Consider the following 23941-nt stretch of genomic DNA (forward strand, 5'->3'; position numbering starts at 1 on the left):
CGGCCGCGCCGGTGCAGACCTGGCGAGAGGTGTAGAGCAAGTGATGGAATTGCGGGAAGTTACCAGTTTACTTTCGGAACAGGGTATTCGGCTCTCGGCTGATGGCGGCAGGTTAAGTGCTAAGAAAGATATCGGTAGTATTTCGCCCGGGTTACAAAGCCTGATTCGCGAGCGGGAGCAGGACCTGCTTGATTGGCTTAAGCGCAAGGAGCCGGTGGTACATGAATTTCCGCCCCTGACGGGTAAGGAATTTCCCGCGCTTGCCGCACAGAAGGCGCTGTGGTTTGCGCAAAAAAGTGCCAGGCCCCATTACCTTCACCACGCCCAGGTGAAAATTCATCTAGAGGCCCAGGTCAACCTGCCACTGCTGGTGCGCAGCCTGAATAAGTTGATCGCACGGCGCGAGTCGTTGAGAACCCTCCTGAAAAACACCGGCACCGGTGAGGTTATGCAGGTGGTCAGAGCGCCGTTTGCGGTTGATATTCCGCTGGTGACGGTGGGTAAGAGCGGTGTTGCCAGTATCAGCGAGAACCTGGAGCATATAGCGAAAGAGCATGCCCAGAGCCGCTATGACCTGGCGCGAGGTCCCTTATTTCGCGTCAGCGTTCTGCAGTTTTCGGATCGGGGGGCAGGCAAGTCTGTCGATCGGCAGATTATTCTCTTTTCTTTTCATCGCCTTATTCTCGATGACAGATCCTGGGGGTTTTTGTTACAGGAATGGTTGGCGCTATACAATACCTTTACCGGGGATGCCCTGCTGCCTTTAAGGGTCGTTTCGGTTGACTATGCCGACTACAACATATGGAGGCCCCTGCCCTGGAAGCAGAAGCCTGAGCTTCAAATCAAACGTCGTCCGGTAACGTCCCTGGTATCACTAGAGGAGCGCCATAAGGTTGTGGAGGAGTGGAACCGAACCGAGGTTGCCTTTCTGGAGACGCACTGCGTACAACATCTGTTTGAAGAGCAAGTCAGTAAAACCCCCAATGCTGTGGCTATTTGTTACGACGACCAGGAAGTCAACTATTTTGAATTGAATCGTTTGAGTAACCAGTTGGCGCATTACTTAATTGATTTGGGCGTCAAGCCGGATGTCAGGGTTGGGCTGTGTGTGGAGCCCTCGCTGGATATGCTGGTTGGGTTGTTGGGGATTTTAAAGGCTGGTGGTGCTTACGTGCCTTTGGATGTCGCCGATGGCAAAGAGAGATTAGCGTGCCGCATAAAGTATGCGGATATAAAAACTTTATTGACGTTAAGTGGACTGAAAGGCTTCCTGCCGGAGCAAGGGCCGCAAAACCTCTACCTGGATACCAACACCGAATGGGTTGGTGGCGCCTGGGCAAATAAGAATCCTATCACGCCGATAGAACCCGAGCATATGGCCTACGCCCTGTATTCGCAGTCCGCGGCGGCTGACGACATTGCAGTGGTTATGCCGCATCGAGCATTGGTCAACTTGATTCAATGGCAGGTTGGTGTGTCCCGTTGTACAACAGGATCAAAGACATTATTGCTCAACCCGATAACCTGCGGTATGGGTTTTCAGGAAATTTTTGCCACTTGGTGTAGTGGTGGCTCCTTAGTGTTGGCGCCGAAAAAGCGCAGTGGAAATTATGCGTCGTTGTGGCGGTTTATCCTGCAGGAAAAAATAGAGCGGATATTTTTGGGAGCCAGTACCTTGCAATCGATTTGCGAGGCCAGAGAAGTTGTGTCTGACGACAGTGACAAATTTATGGCGCAGGAGGCATTAAGAGAGGTGATTGCAGGTGGGGCGCCGCTTGCTATTTCGCCGCAAATAAAAAGTTTTTTTTCTCGACTGTCGAAATGCAAATTGATGGGGCAGTATTCTCGACCGGAATTACAGGTTGCCGCATCTTACTTGTTTGAAGCGCCAATCAAAAAGTGGCAGGACGTCCCCATTGTTGGCAGGCCTATTGCCAACGGAAAGATATATATACTCGATAAATTGCTTAGGCCGGTACCGGTGGGTGCGGTGGGTGATCTGTATGTGGGTGGTGCCGGACTGGCGCAGGGTTACTTGGGTCGGGTGAGTTTAACCGAGGCGCGATTTGTGACAAGTCCGTTTGCAAAAGACTCCAATGAGTACCTTTATAAGACCGGGGATAAGGCTAAGTTTTTGCCGGATGGTAGCGTGGAATTGGCAGGTTAGGTCTCCTCTAAATATTCAGCATATAGGCTTTGACCCTTTGGTAGATTCGAAATTAGTATACGTGCTATTAAGAGCTAGAGTCTGTAGTTGTTTTTCTAAAAGATGTGACAGGCAGTGTCTGTAATAGATTGAAAAATTTTACCTAAAAAGGAGACGTCGAAATGTATGACGAAGAGGAAGATACCCGGATTTATGATGTGGTGGTTAATCATGAGGAGCAGTATTCTATCTGGCTGGAGAATAAAGAGCTTCCTTTGGGTTGGGAGAAGGTTGGGGTGACAGGGCCCAAGGATGAGTGCCTGGCTCATATTAACGAAGTTTGGACGGATATGCGGCCTAAGAGTTTGAGGGAGGCTATGGAAAAAGATGTGGAGAGGGTTTCTTAATTAGTGATATTAAGCTTTGATTCATATTTCTTCTTTGCCGCTGTAAATACCCCTTGATATCAGCTCTCTAATACAGAGAATTAATATGATTGTTCTATTCATGTACTAAACCCATGAACTGATTAAATCTGAGTTAAAACGTCACCACTCTTTGTAATAGTGGTAGTTCTACCGTATTTAAAACGGGATAAGTGGCGATTAGATGAGAAAACTAAAAAATTTTTTCTTTTGCCTGAAAAGTATATAAATAGGAGGCTCCATTTTCTATAAGAAGGTCAAAATACAATTAATAGCTATATTATTTGCAAAATTCTAGGGTGGTATAAGTATAAACTTTGACACGTATAGCAGCAGGCTCAACTTTTAAGACCATATAGAGGATATGTCCTCTCATGTATATCCGCTCTACCCTTGATAAGTTTGGCGCACAAAATTCGTAATAATAATACGTTAAACTTATCGATTTTCAATGGCGGTAAAATAAGGCACCATATTAGCTTCTAACGAGAAATATAGATCTCCATTTTACTATCAAATTTATACTTCTTATCCAAGCTGTGAGCAGTTTGCATCAAAATTTTTACATAAATATGAATAATGGTTGTGTCACGCCGAGTATGTAGCACTCTTGCTAAATATCTCTCATATATTGTTAGCAGACAGAAAAAATAGGCCTTATCATTCATGGCTGCTGAATCTTGCTAATGGTAATGAGCTTCTTGAGAACTTTCCCTTATGGGCAGGCGCTAACCGTTCATAGGATGTCTTCATTGAAGTTTCCATGTAATTTTCTCATCGTTAAATCAAATAATATTTCTTTGGTGCCGTTTGTCATGATAAGTCAATACCGTGAGGATGCTTCTAGCTGTTTTGATGGTTACCTTGTTAATGTGTTGACATGGTTTTTCACTATTTAAATCTTCAATTTTCCTAAAGTCATTCGATGACTAAATAAATTGCTACCCTAGAGATTTATCTCATGCGGTTTAGCAGCGATCCTGTTAGCCAATATGACTTTGCCTTTTTGATAGTTCTTCTGCGATAACTGGTTGAGTTACATAATTTTTGAATATATGGAGTAGTTTAGATGAGTGCGCTGGACTTATTGGAAGAATTGGGAAAAAATAATATAAAAATATCTATCGTTAAAAACCGTTTGGATATTACTGCCCCAAGAGGTTATCTCACAAATTCTCTGAAGAACAAACTAAAGTACTATAAAGAAGATATTATTCAAATACTCCTTCTTGAGTCTAAAAAAATTTACCAGTCAATAAAGCCTATCAATAGAAAGGATATTATGAAGTTGTCCTTTCCTCAAAGGCGACTTTGGTTTATTAATCAGTTCGAAAAAAAGTATAGTTATGCATACAACATAGTTTCAGCTTTAAAGCTAAAAGGGACAATAGATATAAAAGCTCTTCAAATCTCCTTTAACAAATTAATAGAACGCCACGAAAGTCTTCGGACTGTGATAGCCGTCTGCGAGGAAGAGGCAGGGCAATCTATAGTGAAGGAGCTAAAGCTAAGTATCCCTATTGTTGAAGTGACAGACGCTTGGGTGCCTTCTTATATAGAAAAAGAAAGTAAGCATGTATTTGATCTGACAAAAGGACCTTTGGTTAGGGTTAGCTTGCTTCGCTTACTACCCAGAGAACATATTCTCTTAGTCAATATGCATCATTTGATATCCGACGGTTGGTCCCTCGGGATATTTTATAAAGAGCTGAGTGAACTCTATAAGTCACATATTAATTCTGAGACGCTTAAACTACAGTCTTTACCTGTCCAGTATGTTGACTTCGCGCATTGGCAGAGAGAAACATCACATCACGATTTACTGTTAAAGGAAATAAGCTACTGGAAAGTCCAGCTGTCGGGTTCTCCCACTTTGTTGCGACTCCCAACTGATTGGCCGAGACCGGCTGAGCAAAGTTATCGCGGTAGCAGCATTCGATTTACACTACCTGCTGAACTTGTCATAGCCATTAGGAAATTTAGTCGCGGTGTGAATGCCACCCCATTTATGACTCTTTTAGCCGCTTTCAATGCTTTATTAGCAAAGTACAGTGGGGACAGTGATATTTGTATTGGAACACCCGTAGCTGGAAGAAGAAGCTCAGAATTAGAGAGTATAATCGGGCTCTTCGTAAATACGCTTGTCATACGCACAAAATTTCATGATCGCCTTGCTGTCAAAGAGCTTGTTGAAAACGTTAGAGACACCTGTCTATCTGCATATGAGAATCAAGCTGTGCCCTTTGAATACTTGCTTGAAGCGTTGGGGGTGAATAGAAGTCTAAGCTATTCTCCTGTATTTCAGGTAATGTTTTCCTTACAGAACACTCCTGAGCCAACCTTGGAGCTTCCTAATGTTTCTGTTCTTCCAGTTGTTAGTGAAAAGTATACATCAAAATTTGATCTAATCATGGATTTGGCCGAAGTTGGAGGAGAAATACAAGGAATTCTAAAATATAAGTCAGGCTTGTTTCGTAAAAGCACTGTTGACCGCATGGTTAGAAGTTTCCGATTGCTGTTAGATAAGATGATTAGTGAGCCTTATCGCTTCGTTGACGAAATTAGCGTGTTAGATAAAAAAGATGAACAGGAAATACTCCTTGATTGGAACTCGACGAAGTTCATACGTCCGAAAGAACTGTGTATTCATGAACTATTTCTTTTGCAAGTTGAAAAAACTCCCAGCTCTATAGCCGTCACTTATGATGAAAGAAGACTAACATACAATGAACTGAATATAAGAAGTAATCAATTGGCTAACCATCTTATAAAGAATGGCGTTGGCCCCGAAGTTAGAGTTGGTCTCTGTATAGAGCGCTCACTGGATATGATTATTGGAATATTGGGTATTATCAAAGCAGGTGCAGCCTATGTTCCAATCGATACAGAATACCCGTCACAAAGAATAGAAAGCCTAATAGAAGATAGTGGCATCTACATCTTACTTGTCCAAAAAAGTCTACAGAAACTACCGGCAAACCTTAAGGCTGTCTCTCATCTGTATATAGACGAAAGTTGGCCGACGATAGCTAGAGAAAGTTGTGCACCTCCTAAAGTTAGTGTACATCCTGAAAACTTGCTTTACGTTATTTATACATCCGGTTCAACAGGTAGGCCGAAGGGTGTAATGGTAACTCATGCTGGCCTGTCTGCACACATTGCTTGGAAGAAACGCGTTTTTGGCTTAAATGCCGAAGATACTATTTTGCAGAAAACGCCTATTGGGTTTGACGTATCAGTTTGGGAATGGTCTGTGCCGTTAGTTACTGGTGCTAACCTACAACTTGCCGCACCTGGCGGGCATCGGGATCCTGCGTACCTGCTTGATTTAATAGAAAGTAAGAGAATTACAGTTGTGCAAGCTGTCCCATCGCTTTTGGGTGAGCTGTTAAGAGAAGCGGATGAAAAGAAAATTCGATCCTTACGATACTTATTCTGTGGCGGCGAACCTCTGTCGCCAGGGTTGTGTAGTAAGTTTAAAGATTTAAATAGCCAAACTTTGATGTATAACTTTTATGGCCCTAGCGAGGCCACGATTGATAGCACATACTGGCTTTTTGACACGTCACAGCAGTCTGAAGTCGTTCCTATAGGTCGACCTGTAGACAACGGGCAGATCTATATCTTGGACAAAAGTCTAAATCCCGTCCCAATTGGTGTCGTGGGAGAAATATATATTGGTGGCGATATTTTGGGGCGCGGGTACGATAATCGACAGGATATAACCGCTCTGAATTTCATCCCTAATCGGTATAGCGAAATCGCTGGTGATCGCCTATATCGAAGTGGCGACTTGGGGCGTTATCTTCTAAACGGGGATGTGGAGTATATAGGTCGTATAGATTATCAAGTGAAGATTCGCGGTTTCCGTATTGAACTTGGCGAGATAGAAAGTGCACTTTTTGAAATTCCGGAAGTGGACAAAGCCGTAGTAGTAGCCCATTGTCGAGATCAAGTGTCTCAAAGCTATTACTTGGCTGCCTATATTGTTTTGAAATCAAAGAGCTCTTGTGATCAAAGTAAATTACGCGATGAACTAAAAAGACTGCTACCTGAATACATGATTCCTTCCTTTTTTATACTTCTTCAAGCTTTACCTTTAACGGAAAACGGCAAGTTGGATAGAAAAGCGCTTCCGGAACCTGATATATCTGAGTTGCCTGATCAAAGCTATGCGGCACCTAGAACGGAGACCGAGCTGGCTTTAGTTGATATATGGTCTGACGTTCTACGAATAAAAACTGAGAATTTGGGGGTTAATACTAATTTTTTCGATCTGGGCGGTGACTCCATCTTGAGTCTCCAAATTATTGCCAGAGCTAGAAATAAAGGTATACAACTAACTCCCCGTCAGATGTTTGAAAATCAAACCATTTCCGAATTGGCGAAAGTCGCAGTGAAAAGTTCTGATGAAATTATAGCTGATCAAGGGTTAGTTTCCGGTGAAGTTGAACTGACCCCGATTCAGCGCCGCTTCTTCGAAAATACTAAATTGGACTTTAATCACTTTAATCAATCTATTCTATTTATAATTTCGGAGAAAATTAGTAAAGAAATACTAGTAACGTTGATAGAAAGTTTAGTATTGCATCATGATGCTCTTAGGCTTAGATTTTTGAAAGAGGGCTCAGGATGGGTACAGTTTTTCAAAGAGTATAAACCAGAAAAGCTTTTGGAAGTATTTGATCTATCCGATCTTCCTATGGTCGAAAAAATAGATCAAATGGAGTCAAAGTGTTCAGCCACTCAAAAGGAACTGAACATAGAAAAAGGTCCCTTGTTGCGGGCGGTGCTATTTACAATGGGGGAGGGAAATCCAGATCGTTTACTTATAGCTGTTCATCACTTAGCCATCGATGGTGTTTCCTGGCGGATTTTACTTGAAGACATTAAAACTGCCTACATGCAGATTTCATCTGGGAGTTCTATAAAATTACCTACCAAGACAACATCATATAAGGCTTGGTCGGAAAAACTCCAAAGTTACAGCCAGTCTGAGCAGCTACTTAAAGAGTGGCACTACTGGAACGATATTTCCAAGTGTGAGTTAACTTCTTTCCCTCAAGACTTTACTATTCAAGATAGTGAAAAAACAGTCGGTTCTGAGGTTATCCATAGAGCTAGCCTAAAATTTGAGGAGACTCAGAAGTTACTGCAGGAAGTGCCGACTGCTTATAGCACGCAGATAAATGAGGTTCTTTTAACTGGGCTGATGATAGCTTTCTACAAATGGTCCGGACAAAATAAGCTGTTAATAGATTTGGAAGGGCATGGACGGGAAGATATCTTTAACGATGTGGATGTCTCTCGCACAGTAGGATGGTTTACATCTGTGTTTCCCGTGGTTTTAGAGCTAAGTTCGTCCTCACATATTGGTTCTTCCTTAAAAGCCGTAAAAGAAAAATTGCGAAGAATTCCAGAGCGAGGGATTGGCTATGGTTTGCTGCGCTACTGCTGTCGTGACCCTGAAGTTGCTAGGGTTATGGAGTTAATGCCGGAAGCAAAAGTAGTATTCAATTATCTTGGACAGTTTGATCAACTGGTTAGTAGAGATGAATTATTCCAATGGGCGCCTGAATCTGTAACTGGGCTTCAAAGCAAAAATCATAGCCGTCGGTATTCACTTGTCATTAACTGTTCTGTAAAAAATGGATGCCTACACCTGCCGATAGCCTACAGTTGCATTGAATATCGGACAGAAACAATAGCTGCGCTAAGTTCATACTTTTTAGAGGCTTTGCGGGCGCTAATACAGCATTGTACAGACTCAAACAGCTACGGTTACACTCCGACCGATTTTCCGGATGTCGAAATTTCGGCGAAAGAGCTGGACGAGATAGTTAAGGATTTAGAGGTCAATTAATGAATACTCACAAGCCACAAATAGAAGATATCTATTCATTGTCTCCAATACAGCAAGGCATGCTTTATCATTCCAGTTTGATGCCTTCTGGTGGATTATATGTGGGGCAATTTGTATTTGAGTTAAATGGAAGAGTTAACTCGCAGGCGTTTCGAGAGGCTTGGTCACGAATATCTGAAAGGCATGCCGTTTTTCGCACTTTTTTCACTAATGTAGATACTGAAAAACCTGTGCAAGTTGTGCTAAAGAAAGCTGACTTTCCTTGGCAGGAAAAAGACTGGCGGAGTATGTCCTCAGCCGAACATTATTCCCGCTTAGAAGAACTTTTGAGTGAAGATAAAAAACAAGGTTTCAACATAAAACAAGCGCCTTTAATGCGGTTATATCTAATCCGTTTGGAGCAGCTAAAATACTGGTTTGTATGGAGTCGACACCATGCTATTTTTGATGGTTGGTCAGGTCCTATCATATACAGAGAGCTGCTTGGTCAATACAAAGCTGTTCTCGATAAAGTCTCTTTCTCACCGCAGATGAATAGGAACTATAAGGATTATATCCGTTGGCTAAGTCGGCAAGACCAGAAAAAGTGTGAGTCATACTGGAAGCAATATCTCACTGGTTTTGATACACCCACTTCATTATTGAAAGACTCTCACGGCAAGCAGCATGGTCAAAATGAGGATAGATCTAAAAAGATTCGATCGCATGTAAGTGGTAGAATAGGTGAAGCTCTGGATGCCATAGTCCGCAGTGAAAGAATAACGTTAAATGTTCTTATGCAAGGGGTATGGGCTATAGTACTAGGCAGTTACAGTCGAGAAAATGACGTAGTGTTCGGTAAAGTAGTATCCGGTCGTCCGTCTGATCTTGAAGGGGTGGAATCAATGGTTGGTCCCTTCATCAATACGGTACCACTAAGGGTGCATATCGACCCTTTAGCCAACTTGCTATCCTGGCTGCGGGCGCTACATGCTTCCCAGATTGATCAAATTCAATATCAGTCGACTCCCTTAGCAGATATTTCCATGTGGAGCGAGATTAGTGGAGGAGCAAGTCTTTTCTATTCAATTTTTGTATTTGAAAATTACCCTGTTGATACAGCACTAGGAGACTCCGTCGACGGTGCTTTTCGTATGTCACTAGTGAAAGCATATGAAAAGACGCACTATCCATTGGCATTGGTGGTAAGTCGTAAAGACGATATTGTAGTTGATTTTGTCTATGATGCTTCCTTATTTAGTAAAGAAACCATAGCACGATTGTCTCGCTGTTTTGGTAAATTGTTAGAACAAACAGCAAAAAATCCCAACAGGCCGTTGAGTGAACTGCCACTAGTTGGGCAAGAAGAGAGGGATCTGGTGGTATACGATTGGAATAATACCCAGAGGGCCTATCCAACAAATCATTGTGTTCATGATTTGTTTCGAAAGCAATCTAGTAAGGTCCCAGACGCAATTGCGGTTAGGTGGGGGAAAAGACAGTTTTCTTATAGAGAACTTGATGAGAAGAGCAATCAGCTAGCGAATTGTCTTGTAGAAAGAAACGCCGGTCCGGAAGCCAAGATAGGTTTGCTAATTGAACGTTCCTACGAGATGATTATAGGACTTCTAGGTATTTTGAAAGCCGGCGCCGCTTATGTCCCAATCGATCCTACTCATCCGAAAAGCCGTATTAACTTTGTCATTAACGATAGTGATTTAAGTCTCCTCGTTACAGAACGAGCTATATCTATAGATAAGTCTGATGGTTGGAAAATTCCATATTTGTGTTCAGATAATAACTGGTCTGTAGTTTCCGGATATCCTATAGAACCCCCAACGGTCGAAATGGACCCGCTAAATTTAGCGTATGTGATTTATACTTCAGGGTCAACCGGAAAGCCAAAAGGAGTTGGTGTTTGTCACCGAAGCTTAATGAAGCTATGCGCTTGGCATCAGCAGGAATTTTCAGTGACTGGCTCCTCTAAAACCACACAGTTAGCAAACATTGGCTTTGATGCGATGGTGTGGGAGATTTGGCCGTATTTGCTCTTAGGTTCCGAAGTATGCATAGTAGATCAACCAATTGTTCTTGAGCCGGACACATTAATTAAAAAAATCGAAAGCGAAAATATAACTCACAGTTTTCTAACAACGGCACTGGCAGAGAGGTTATTGGCAAGGGATTGGAAAAAGAACACATCGCTTCGATATATGTTTACCGGTGGGGATGTCCTCAATTATATTCCAGCGAAAAATACAGGCTATACACTAATTAACAACTATGGTCCAACGGAAGCGACTGTCATTTCGACTTCAGGTGTAGTGCATCCAGGGGATAAGGGCCCTCCTTCTATAGGTCGCCCAATTAGTAACACCACTGTATATGTACTCGATGAGTTATTAAATCCTGTACCTATAGGCTTCGTCGGAGAATTGTATATCTCTGGAGATGGGCTGGCGCGGGCATACGTAAACAGAGCAGATTTAACAGCGGAGTCTTTTTTACCCAATCCATTCAGCAAAACAGGAGGAGAGAGACTATATAAGACTGGCGACCTTGTTAGGTATAGGGATGACGGTGAAATTGAATTTAATGGGCGTATTGATTTTCAGGTTAAGGTGCGCGGGTTCCGAATTGAGCTCGGTGAGATTGAGCGTGTGTTGCTAGATCAGTGTGGTATTTTTGAAGCAGTTGTCTTGCCGGCTTCAATAGAAGGAGATAAAAAGGGTACCTTTCTTACTGCTTACATTGTAGCCGACGAAAGCATCGTTAACAAAAATATACTTCGAAACAGACTCCAAGAAGAGCTTCCGAGCTATATGGTGCCAAGCTTCTTTCTTTTTATGCCCAGATTACCTCTAAACCGCAACGGAAAAGTAGATAGGAAGTGTTTACCGAATCCTACCGATAGTAGCTTTTCTTCAAATGTCGTTGTAGAGCCTAAAACAAAAGGTGAGAAGTTATTAGTTGATATATGTGCGGAAATACTGGCAGTTTCTGTTAAAGATGTAAGTGTGAAAGATAATTTTTTCGATTTGGGAGGGCATTCTCTTCTTGCCGCTAGATTGGTGAATAGACTAAGGGAAGCAATAAATTATGAGATGAATATCGCTGATATTCTGTCTGGAAAAACGATAGAGGATTTGGCGTGTTTGCTTAATATGTCAGAAGCTAAGCCTTCTTTAACTGAGGAGACTCAGCATCCTATTGCACGTGTTAAGCGAGGAGAACATCCGCCGTTGTCATTCGCACAACAAAGGTTATGGTTTTTAAATCAGCTTGAAGAAGGTAGGAGTGTACACTATAACATTCCGCTTTCGATAAGATTGAAAGGAATCCTAAATATTAGTGCCCTTTCTCTTGCGTTTAATAGCATTGTAAAGAGGCATGAAGTTCTTCGTACCACTTTCGAGAATATTGACGGTGAGGCGAAACAAGTAATTAGTACAACCATGAACCTCGATATTGAAGTAATTCACATTGAAGAGCGGAATGTAGAAAGTTACATTAATAATTATTGTCAGCATGTTTTTGATCTATCCAAGAGTCCCTTGATAAAAGTAGTGCTACTTAGTTTGTCATTAAAAGAAAATCTACTATTGCTCAATATGCACCACATCATCTCGGATGGTTGGTCAATGAGTGTCATATATAGAGAACTCTCTTGTTTATATTCTAGCTACTGCCAGAGTAAAAAGCCTTCTTTGGATGAGTTAAAGATACAATACGCAGACTTTTCAGTGTGGCAAAAGAAATGGTTGAAAGATGGGCTGCTCGACCGTCAGGCGGAGTATTGGAAGGAGCAACTAAAAGGCTTGCCTCCTTTGCTCGATTTACCAACCGATAAATCCCGTCCCTCAATCCAGAGCAATGTCGGAAGTAGTTGCAAGTGCGTAGTCTCCAGAGAGCTAACTAGTAGGTTAAAGGAGTTGAGTAATCAGTCTGAAGTTACTCTATTCATGACTTTACTGGCAGTTTTCAATTTACTTCTCGCACGCTATAGCGGTAAGGAGGATATTTTTGTAGGCAGCCCTATAGCTAATAGACAGAGGCCAGAATTGGAGAATTTGATAGGGTTCTTCTCCAATACGCTAGTTTTGAGAAATAAAGTGGATCTAAATTCTAGCTTTCGGCAACTGTTGCAGGTTGTGAAGAAAACAGCTATTGCTGCTTATGAAAACCAAGACATCCCATTTGAAAATCTGGTAGAGATACTAAATCCCGAACGTAGTTTGAGCTATTCACCGCTATTTCAAATTCTGTTTGTATTGCAGAACGCCGAGCAAGAATCACTCTCGCTTACTGGTATCGACGTGGTTTTAGAAGACAGCAAAACTAAAATATCAAAGTTTGATCTTACTTTCGCGTTGACAGAAAAGAATGGAAGCATTCACGGTAAGTTGCAGTATAATGTTGATATCTTCTCAGAAGAAACAGTACAGCGAATACTAAATCATTACATCTATCTTCTGGAAAAGGTTATTGAAAACCCAGAAAGTTTGCTCTTTTCCATTCCATTGCTCGATGGAAAGGAGTTCAGCTGTGTGGTGAATGATTGGAATAGTACTGATGTCAGTAGCTTTATCGATTTAGACGTATGCAGTTTGTTCGAAGTGCAAGCTACGAAGGCATCAGATGTCATTGCGATAGTTGACGGTGAAAAGAGGTTGACTTATGGCGCGCTTAACTACAAAAGTAATATCTTGGCTGATCGACTAAATCGTAAAGGTGTAGTTACTGGTGTTAAAGTTGGCGTTTTAGCAGAAAGGTCTGTTGAGTTTATGGTGTCGATTTTAGGCATCTTTAAGGCGGGTGGTGTCTATATTCCCATAGATCCTGGATACCCTAAAGATCGTATTGACTACATGTTGGAACAAGCCGGAGTATCTATTTTACTACGGGATAGGTGTTATTCAGGTGATGTAGAGCACGATTCTTATAACACTATCTGGTTGGAGGAGATTAGAGACTACAGTATAGAGAGTGAGATGCCCCTGGAAAAGGTACACATAAAAAAATCTTTATCTGACCTGGCATACATAATCTACACGTCTGGTTCTACTGGGCGTCCTAAAGCTATAACTATGCCACACCTGGCACTAACAAACCTTATTCAGTGGCAGAATAAAAATTCTAGCTGTACTGTTGGATCGAGGACTTTGCAGTTTAGTTCGCTAAGCTTCGATGTTTCAGTCCAAGAAGTGTTTTCCACTTTTTGTAGCGGTGGTACATTAGTTTTAACTCAGGAGGAAACCCGCAGAGATCCATTTTCTACGTGGGAGTTAATTTCTTCTATGCGAGTTAATAGGCTATTTATGCCATTCATCGCCTTGCAACAACTAGCTGAGGCTTTCCCCCTTTCAAAAGAATCTAGAGCAAGCTCTTCTGTTAGAGAGATCATAACAGCAGGAGAGCAATTACAGATAACTCCAAATATCCGAACTCTCTTTACTGTTTTAGAGGATTGTAAATTATTTAACCAATATGGCCCCTCTGAAACTCATGTAGCCACTGCGCTTGAGTTAAAAGGCGACCCGAATACTTGGGAATATCTGCCTACTATTGGGCGACCTATAAGTAATATCAAAACTTATATTCTTGATAAATACTTAAATCCAGTGCCGATAGGTGTCTATGGAGAACTCTACATAGCGGGAAACGGTTTAGCTAATGGCTATCTTGGTCAGGATAGTCTTACAAAGGAACGGTTTATTGAGTGTACTTTTACTGACGATATGAATTCACAGCGTCGGCGCTTATATAAAACCGGTGATTTGGTTCGATATCGCTCAGATGGCTCTATCGAGTACAAAGGACGTACAGATAATCAAGTGAAGGTCCGTGGGTTTAGGGTGGAACCTAGTGAAATAGAGCATGTTCTTATCGAGGAAGAGTCAATTCAGGAAGTAGTAGTAATAGACCACCAGCAGGGTGAAAGCTTACGGTCTACAATTTTGGTGGCTTATGTCGTACCAGAAGAAGGTCGAGAGGTGGATAAGCTAGAGTTACGCGATAAATTAAAGTGTGGTTTGCCTGAGTATATGGTCCCCTCTATCTTCGTTACCGTAGAGGCTCTCCCTCTTACCCCGAGTGGGAAAATAGACCGATCATCCCTGCCTCCACCTAACGAAGAAGACTTTTGTAGAGTAGAGCATGCGGTTGCCAGGACTGAAGTAGAGAGAGAGCTTTCTAGAATATGGGCGAATGTCCTGAAGCTACCGGTAGAAAAGATTGGAATTGATGAGAACTTCTTTGATATAGGTGGGCATTCTCTACTTGCTGCTCGGGTCGCCAGTCATATCAGGAAGATTTTTAGTGTAGAAGTACCTATCCGTACCCTGTTTGCCGCCACCACTATCCGAGAACTGGGAGCTGTTGTAGAGGGTTCTATGATCGCGAGTCCCCTGTTGGACAGAGACGAGTACCCTTTGATTTCTCTTGAGCGCGGTGCGTCTTCACCGCTGTCTTTTTCGCAGCAGAGGCTTTGGTTTTTATATCAGTTACAGGGTGATGGGCAGACCCAATACAATTTATCATGGGCTTTAAGACTAACCGGTGTGTTGGATGTTAGTGCCTTGGAGGAAGCCTTCAATTCCTTGATAAAACGCCATGAAAGTTTACGCACCACATTTCACGATATTGATGGAGAGCCAGCGCAGGTTGTGAGTAAATACCTCGAAGTTAATATTCCTGTTATATCTATCTGTGAAAAGGATTCTTCCTCACATATAAGATCTAATACCGCATCAAATTTTAACCTGTCTAACGGACCATTGATAAAGCTAACTCTGCTATTACTATCTGAAGACGATCATATATTGCTAGTTAACATGCATCATATTATTTCTGATGGTTGGTCCATAAGCGTCTTAAACCACGACTTATCTGCCTTATACAAGTCCTATAAGGAACGAAAGAAAGCTGTTCTTGAGCCTTTAAGTATTCAGTATGCTGACTTTGCTATTTGGCAGAAAAAATGGTTGCAAAAAAATGTTCTAGATGAACAGGTAAAATATTGGAAGAAGCAGCTTCAAGGGGCTCCAGCCTTATTGGAAATGCCTACAGATAGGCCTAGACCAGCAACGCAAACCTATAGTGGGGAAAGCTATCGCTTTGAAATAGAAGCTGGATTACTACAAGAAGTCCGTGAACTAAGCAAAAAATCCAGCACAACGATTTTTATGACACTTTTTGCCGGGTTTAATATTCTATTAGCAAAATACAGCGGCCAGAGAGATATTTGTGTTGGAACTACAGTTGCTAATAGGCAGCGTCCGGAGCTTGAAGGGCTTATAGGATTTTTTGTAAATACTTTGGTTCTGCGCACTCTTTTGGATGATGAGGAACATGTGACAGATTTGCTGGCAAAGACGAAGGAAGTGGCACTGTCCGCCTATGCGCATCAGGATTTGCCTTTTGAAAGTCTCATGGAGATACTAAATCCTACACGTAGCTTAAGCCATTCGCCATTGTTTCAGGTTATGTTCAGTTTACAGAATACTGAGCGCAATAGCCTTGTCTTACCTGAAGCTGATGTATCCCCAGTTTTTGGTGGCGTTTACTCTGCGAAGTTCGATTTGTCAATGAGCTTGGTTGAGAAAGGCGACAGTATCATGGGGATCTTGCAGTACAATGTGGCGTTGTTTGACAAGGCGACTGTGCAAAAATTTGTTGAGTACTATAAGAACATATTAAAGGGTATGACTAATAGCCCCCATAAGAAGTTATCGTCTATATCCCTACTTAGTGAAAAAGATAAGAGACATATCATAGAAGATCTGAGCAAAACGACAGTTTATTCACCTGATGATCGCTGCATTCACCAGTTAATTCAGAGGCGAGCTGGCAAATCTCCGGACTCAGTAGCATTGATATACGATGACCGGATATTGACATATGATGAGTTGAATGTCGCTAGCAATCAATTGGCCAATTACCTGCTCAAGAAAGGTGTAGGTCCGGAATCAAAAGTGGGAATTTTTATAGAGCGCTCTTTTGATATGATTATTGGTATATTGGGGGTGGCTAAGGCAGGAGCAGCCTATGTACCAATTGAAGTGGACTACCCTAAGCAGAGAATAGAGTATGTGATTGAAGATAGCAGTGTATACCTGCTAATTACTCAGGAAAATCTGTGCGATATCCTGCCGGTTAACATAAGGACCCCGCGTTTGTGTATAGATAGGGATTGGCCCATTATCGCGGAAGAGCCCATTAGTGCCCCTGACATTTTCGTGAGCCCGGATAACTTACTTTATGTTATCTATACATCTGGATCTACTGGTAAACCAAAAGGAGTTATGATCACTCATGCCAGTCTATCTGCTCATATAGCATGGAAAGAACGTGTTTTTGGTTTTAACAGTGAAGATGTCGTTTTGCATAAAACACCTATTGGCTTCGATGTTTCTGTTTGGGAGTGGTCTGTACCACTAGTTGTTGGTTCCAAACTTCTAATCGCGAAATCGGGCGGCCATCGAGACCCCGAGTACTTGATTGACCTAGTAGCAGAGCAGCAGGTTACAGCTTTTCAAGTTGTTCCATCATTACTGAACGAATTGATAGCAGAAGCGTCAAGAGACCAGATAAAGTCATTGCGCTACCTATTTTGTGGCGGTGAAGAGTTGCCGCCTGCGGTACTTCATAAGTTTAAGAAGCTGCATAGTTCTGCAGTGCTATATAACTTTTATGGCCCAACAGAGGCGACTATTGATAGTACCTATTGGGCTTGCGATCTCTCCCGCCCATTAAGTGTTGTCCCGATAGGTCGACCTGTTGATAATGGAAACATATATATCTTGGACAAGCAATTGAATCCGCTTCCGAACAATGTTGTAGGCGAGATATATGTAGGTGGTAGTATCGTCGGTCGTGGTTACGGCAATCGCCCAGGATTAACGGCAATGAATTTCATTCCCAATCCATACAGCGATACGGCCGGTAATCGATTATATCGGAGTGGTGATTTGGGTAGGTATCTCTCCGACGGGAATATAGAGTATATTGGTCGCATTGATCATCAGGTTAAAATTCGAGGTTTCCGTATTGAGTTAGGTGAAATAGAAAACGTATTGCGAGAAATAGGTGGCGTAGATGAAGTGGCTGTGTCGGCACTGGCGCTTAGGAAAGATAGAAGCGACGAGAACATAGTTGCCTATCTGGTTGTTGATTCCAGTTCTGAGGTTTCGTCCAGTAGTCTAAAGAAACATTTGTTGGCTTCTCTACCTGATTACATGATTCCATCAAAGTTTGTATTTTTAGACCGTTTGCCATTAACACCCAATGGCAAGGTGGACCGCGAAGCCCTACCTAAACCTGATCAAAGTAGTGGCGTGGCTAAAGTAAAACCTCGTAATGAAATCGAACTAAAATTGACTAATATTGTAGAAGACTTATTGGAGTATGACGTCCATAGCATATATGAAAACTTCTTTGATATGGGTGGTCATTCATTGCTTGCTTTGCGACTTTTAGCAATAGTTAAAAAGGAATTTGGTCGAGAGCTGCCTTTGTCCACTTTCTTTAACGATCCAACGATTGCCTATTTGAGTAGTAGATTGCAGGAGAACAATTCGAGTCTCAAAGTCTGGAGACCGATAGTGGCTATTCAACCTGTTGGTACGCGCCTTCCGCTTTTTTGTATTCATGCAGCCGGAGGCTCCGCTTTGTCTTATAGAGACTTGGCGAAGTGCCTTAAAAAATATGACCAGCCGGTTTATGGTCTCCAAGCCAGAGGGCTATTGGAGGGGCAAAGCCCATATGCCTCAATAGAGGAAGCTGCCAAGAATTATATATCAGCTATAAAGAGTGTACAGAAAGAGGGGCCATATCATCTATTGGGATGGTCTGCGGGCGGAACTATTGCCTTTGAAATCGCTCAACAAATGCTGGTATCGGAAAACGATGTAGCCTTCATTGGCTTGCTGGACACTATGATTCGGACATCTTCTCTGAGTTGTGAGATTAAACACCTAAATAAAATAACTCTTTTGTTTCATATCTTGCTGGGAGACCTTACCGTAGATCCCCCAAGTCATATAATTGATGACACGGTAAGTTTAGACGAAGAGAGTCAAGTTGCTTATGTAATTAGACACCTCAACGATAGCGGTATTGAAACCTACTTTACTGTAGGCGAAATGGTAAGAAGGTTACAAGTACTCTCTATGTCCAGTCATTTTGTAGATCATTATAAGCCGAAGAGTTATAAGGGAGAGCTGAATTTCTTCCGTGCCTCAGAACTCTCCGATTTGAGTAAGAAATTTGATATAAACTCATTGGGTAGCTACGACTGGAAGCCTTATGCTAATACAGTAAATGAGTATAAGGTCCCTGGCCACCATGCGGCCTTGATGTTTCCACCAAATGTAGAGCCACTGGCAGCGATTATCATGAATGCCATCAGTAAGTCTGGAGTTGATGGCTAGTTGGATGATACATAGCCTATACTGGCGCTTCTCATGAAGAATGGAATTGGCTGCTATAGTGTACTGTGCGGATTTTACTTCACTTTCTTTGCAACCAGTGGCGTTCTAAATCCATATTGGTCACTGTATTTAAAATCACTTGGTTTTGATACTGTGGAAGTTGCTCAGCTCACAGCCTTTTTAATGGGGGCTAACTTCTTCGCACCGTATTTCTGGGCTTGGATAGCTGACGCGACAGGAAGGTCAATCTATGTAATCAGGCTAACATCAGTACTTTCTCTGCTTTCCTTTTTTGGTGTGCTGATAGACAAAAACTTTTGGTACTTCTCTTTTATTTTGTTTGGCTTTAGTTTTTTTAGAAGCCCTATATTGCCACAACTTCAGGCTAATACGATGGTCTACCTTAGGGAAAACAGAGACCGCTATGGAAATATTCGTTTATGGGGATCTGTGGGCTTTGTTCTTGCAACAATTATTTTAGGTAAGGTATTAGAAAACTACAGTATAAGAATACTCCCTTATGTGGTTTTAGGTTTTCTATTTTTTTCTGTTTTAATATCGTTTTTGTTGCCTAAAAATAATCAGAGCAAAAAAAATACCGAAAGTGGTGATATAGTTAAGGTATTGGTTCAGCCTGTTTTAATAGTATTTATGTTTGTTTCCTTTCTTATGTTTTTTAGTATGGCACCGTATGCAGTTTTTTCCAGTATATATTTGGAAGATAGTGGTTATACGCATAGTGTTATCGGTGCATTTTGGGCATTTGGGATGGTTGCGCAAGTCGGTATTTTTTATGTCATGTTTTTACTCTTGAGATTCTTTACTCTAAAGACATTGCTGATTGCAGCCTTTATTCTCACATCTATAAGATGGTTACTTATTGGCTTCTGCATTGACTATTTCTTCGTGCTGATTTTAGCCCAACTTCTACAAGCAGCTAACATCGGTGTCTATCAAACTGTAGCGGTGCGCATAGTACATATACTGTTTGATGAAGACGTTAGGTACAGAGGGCAGGCCGTATACACCTGTTGTACTGGTGTCGCTGGTGTTGTTGGTATGTTACTTAGTGGGTACTTCTGGAACTTGTTGTCGCCAGAAGCTGTCTTTTCGATTGCCGCGTCCGTCACTCTGCTAGCAACACTGATTGTTTGGATTTGTATGAAAGAAATCGATTCTAACGGGGTTCAAGTATAGATACTTATAAAACTATCAGGTATATCAATAACTGAAGAAAAAGTTTCTAGTTGAATATTTTTTAATAAATATTTCGATTATTACAGTGCAACTCTACTGCTAAAAGCTAACTTAAAATATCTTCTATATATTGTTTGATTGACAGAACTTGGTAGGTCTATCATGCCATCTTTGTCAAAGAGATTTTGAGTATGCCTCTGGAATAAAAGCCAAACGCCCTTCCTTATCAAAAGCGTATATATGACGTTAAAGAATTTAGGATTAAGGTCGGTCAGCCACAATGATACTTTAACGCTATATTTACAGTAAGAAATGCTTTCCGAATCGCAAAACGAAAAGCGATTGGGTATTCCACTACGAGGTTGAAAATTTTCAGGTTTAATCATGAATTTAAATGAAATTATTATATTGCTATCAAAAAATAATATAGAGCTAAAGCTTTTAGATGGAGAAATAGCTTTCCCAGATGATATGAGTCTATTGCCTAAAGAAATTGTTGATCAGGTCTATAAACATCAGGCTGAAATTGCTGACTGGCTAAAGGCGGCCCACTCTATATCTAACTGTATAATTCCATCGGGAAAAGAAATGACTCCAAAAGTTGCGGCCGCTTCTACAGGTCAACAAAGGCTTTGGTACTTAACGAAAGTTGCGGAACCCAATTATGTGTATAACAGTCAACTAGTTGTACCACTTCATGGTAATTTGAATATCGATTTCTTGGAATACAGTATATCCAAAATAGTAGAGCGACACGAATCGCTGCGTACGGTATTCTCACAAACTGATGAAGGGGAGTTAAGACAAGTTGTTATTGAACCCTTTTCTATAAAAGTACCTCTTACGGTTATCGAGGCTAAGGATAAAGGTAATGTTGAAGAATCGCTAAATGAAGAAATAGAATGCTTTTTGCTCAGGGAAAGTAGAAGGGAATATGATTTAGAAAAAGGCCCGCTATTTCGAGTACATGTTCTTCAACTTCCGAAAGAAAAACAGCTGTTTCTTCTATCGTATCACCATATAGTTTTTGACGGTTTATCACTCCGACAGTTGATCAGTGAGGTTAATTGCATATACAGCCATAAATGCGAAGGTACAACCGAAGTTCTTGACGAATTACCCGTTCAATATTCAGACTTTGCCGCCTGGGAACAACAATGGATAAAAAGCCCGGAATTTATGCGGCGACTAAGTTATTGGGAAGGTACACTAAAGGACTTTCCATTGCTAAATTTTCCATACGATAAAGCTAGGCCCACTAAACAGAATTACACGGGTGCCAGGAGGGCTTTTAGGTGGCCGCTGGGATTGACAACTAACATAATGTCGTTGGCGAAAAAAGAAAACGTAACGTTATATACTGTTGTTTTAGCTGCCTACAAAGTATTACTAATGCGCTACTGTCGGCAAGAAAAGTTTTTAGTAGGCACTATTATAGCGAACAGACTACAGCCAGAAATAAAGAATTTAATTGGCTTTTTTGTGGAAACCGTCGTGCTTCCGTCAGACCTTTCCGGACCCAAGACATTCAGACAGCTTTTAAAGGAAGTAAGACTACTTTGTAAAGATATTTTTTATAAAAAATCTGTACCATTTAATAAGTTAGTTGACCTCAGGAGATCGCAAGGTTTTGATGGAGAAATCCCTATTTGTCAAGCGTTGCTGGAGTTTGGTGGTTTGACTTTTGAGGAAGGTAGTTTGGCTGGCCAACCCATAGATCAGCCCTATTTGAATTCAACAGGTATCGCTCGTTTCGACATTATTATTTCGTTAAGGGTTGTGAACGGGCAATTGGAGGGACATATAGATTATAATACTTCTCTTATCCATTCGAAAACAGCTGAACGTTTTCTCAAACATTATCAATCCTTATTTGAAGCAGTTGTAGGTGATCCTGAACAGGATATATCTGTTGTACCTTTCCTGAGTCAGATCGAGGTTAAGCAGTTGTCGGAGGGGTTTAAGCAGCCGCAGAAAAAATATGCGAGCACTCAGACCATCATCGACCGGTTTGAAATGCAAGTTGCGAAGACGCCTGACGCGGTGGCCATAGTCCATGAGGACAGTTCCCTTACCTATGGTAGCCTTAATAAGCGTAGCAACCAACTAGCTCATTATCTAGTCAACCAAGGAGTTAAAGCTGAGTCTAAAGTGGGCTTGCGGATGGCTAGATCGTTGGAAACTATCGTGGGAATTTTAGGTATCTTGAAAGCCGGGGGGGCTTATGTGCCTATAGACCCGCACGTTCCTGCAGAAAGGGCAAAGTATATCTTACAAGACAGTGGCGTTTCGATATTGCTGACTCAGACTAATTTGTTGAACGATGTTGCTCTGGATCATATCCGGAGCTCTATATGCCTTGATAAGGATTGGAAACTCATAGAAAAGTTAGATGATAAAAGCCCGACAATACACTTATACCCAGAAAACTTAGCTTATATTATCTATACATCCGGCTCGACCGGAAAACCAAAAGGTAGTCTGGTCACCCATGCCAATGTGGTCAGGCTCTTTTTAGCAACGGAGAGCTATTACAAGTTTAAACAGAGTGATTCCTGGTCACTTTTCCATTCTTTTGCGTTTGATTTTTCTGTTTGGGAACTATGGGGAGCCTTACTTTATGGCGGTAAAGTTATCGTTGTACCTTATTGGCTTAGCCGAGATGTCAACGCCTTCTGCAAGTTAGTGTACGATCAGCGCGTCACCGTGTTGAGTCAAACACCGTCGGCGTTCAGTCAGTTTATCAGCGCTGATAACTTAAATGACCTTGGATGTGGAAAATCGGCATTGAGATATGTTGTTTTTGGCGGCGAGGCGTTAGACGTATCTACTTTAAAAGAGTGGTTTGAGCGTCACGGTGATAGACAGCCACAATTGGTTAATATGTACGGAATTACAGAAACCACAGTGCATGTCACCTACGGCCCTTTGAGTACTGATAGTCTTAAGCAGTCAGGTAGCCTTATAGGTGAGCACTTGTCTGATTTGCAAACGTACGTTTTGGATAAGCATCTACAAATGATGCCGATTGGTATTCCCGGTGAGCTCTATGTGGGTGGTCAAGGTCTGGCTCGCGGTTACCTCAATCGCCCAATGTTAACCGCGGAGCGCTTTGTTGCGAGCCCTTTTAGTGCTGAGAAAGGGGGGAGGCTGTATAAAACCGGTGATCTGATGAAACGTTTACCGGACGGCAGCCTAGAGTATTTGGGAAGGATAGACCAGCAGGTAAAGATTCGCGGATTTCGGATTGAATTAGGGGAGATTCAAGCGGCTTTAATATCTCAGCCAGGTGTGAGAGATGCAGTTGTGGTGGTAAATAGCATCGGAGAGGAAAGGCGTGATCAGTATCTGACTGCTTACGTAGTGTATGAAAAGGGTGTGGAGATTGATCAAGTAGAACTAAGGGATGGACTTTTAGGATTACTACCTGATTATATGATTCCGTCTTTCTACTCTTTTTTAGAGGCACTTCCTCTTACCTCTAATGGGAAGGTCGATTACCGAGCTTTACCTGCACCTACCGCTCAGACATTGGGGGTTCAAGGTTATATGGCACCCAAAACAGAAATAGAGCATACCCTCGTAACTATATGGGCTGAAGTTTTAGAATTACCAGTTGGAGAAGTGGGAATAAATAGTAGCTTTTTTGAACTAGGCGGACATTCACTTTTAGCAACTCGTATAGCTGCTCGTATAAGAGAGAAATTTGGTGTGATTGTGTCTATTAAAGACATGCTTACAAAAAATACGATAAGTATGTTGTCGATAATTCTTGAGACCAAAATTGAACAGAGTAGACATATTAAAAGTTTGCTTGAAAAAAGCGAAGTTGAGGATTTAACTAGCGTTGAGAAAGTGAGGATATAAAGTGATATGATTTTGATGTAATTGCTAGTTTTCT

The 23941-nt window shown here is 41.7% G+C and carries 6 protein-coding genes; all 6 read left to right on the forward strand.

Annotated elements, in window-relative coordinates; translation table 11 throughout:
- Positions 1-43: 43 nt before the first annotated feature.
- The 6 genes from FKG94_RS24535 to FKG94_RS24560 all read left to right on the forward strand — a co-directional run bounded on the left by FKG94_RS24535 (position 44) and on the right by FKG94_RS24560 (position 23907).
- Positions 44-2167 carry an AMP-binding protein gene (locus tag FKG94_RS24535; RefSeq protein WP_142929598.1) on the forward strand — a complete coding sequence of 708 codons (2124 nt, stop codon included), beginning with the start codon at positions 44-46 and terminating at the stop codon, positions 2165-2167.
- A gap of 161 nt (positions 2168-2328) precedes the next feature.
- The gene (locus FKG94_RS24540; RefSeq protein WP_142929599.1) at positions 2329-2553 is read left to right on the forward strand and encodes an MbtH family protein; all 225 of its coding nucleotides are present in this window, start codon (positions 2329-2331) and stop codon (positions 2551-2553) included.
- A 1087-nt stretch (positions 2554-3640) separates the two neighbouring features.
- Positions 3641-8434: a non-ribosomal peptide synthetase gene (locus FKG94_RS24545; RefSeq protein WP_142929600.1), complete on the forward strand. Its 4794-nt coding sequence runs from the start codon at positions 3641-3643 to the stop codon at positions 8432-8434.
- Positions 8434-18843 (forward strand): amino acid adenylation domain-containing protein, encoded by a 10410-nt coding sequence (locus FKG94_RS24550; protein ID WP_142929601.1) that lies wholly within the window; start codon positions 8434-8436, stop codon positions 18841-18843. Before FKG94_RS24545 ends, FKG94_RS24550 begins: the two co-directional genes overlap by 1 nt.
- Positions 18844-18876: 33 nt before the next feature.
- Positions 18877-20040, forward strand: a complete 1164-nt coding sequence (locus tag FKG94_RS24555; protein ID WP_142929602.1) for an MFS transporter — start codon at positions 18877-18879, stop codon at positions 20038-20040.
- 384 nt (positions 20041-20424) lie between these two features.
- Positions 20425-23907: a non-ribosomal peptide synthetase gene (locus FKG94_RS24560; protein ID WP_142929603.1), complete on the forward strand. Its 3483-nt coding sequence runs from the start codon at positions 20425-20427 to the stop codon at positions 23905-23907.
- Positions 23908-23941: the final 34 nt, after the last annotated feature.

Source organism: Exilibacterium tricleocarpae, assembly GCF_007004655.1.
GTDB lineage: Bacteria > Pseudomonadota > Gammaproteobacteria > Pseudomonadales > Cellvibrionaceae > Exilibacterium > Exilibacterium tricleocarpae.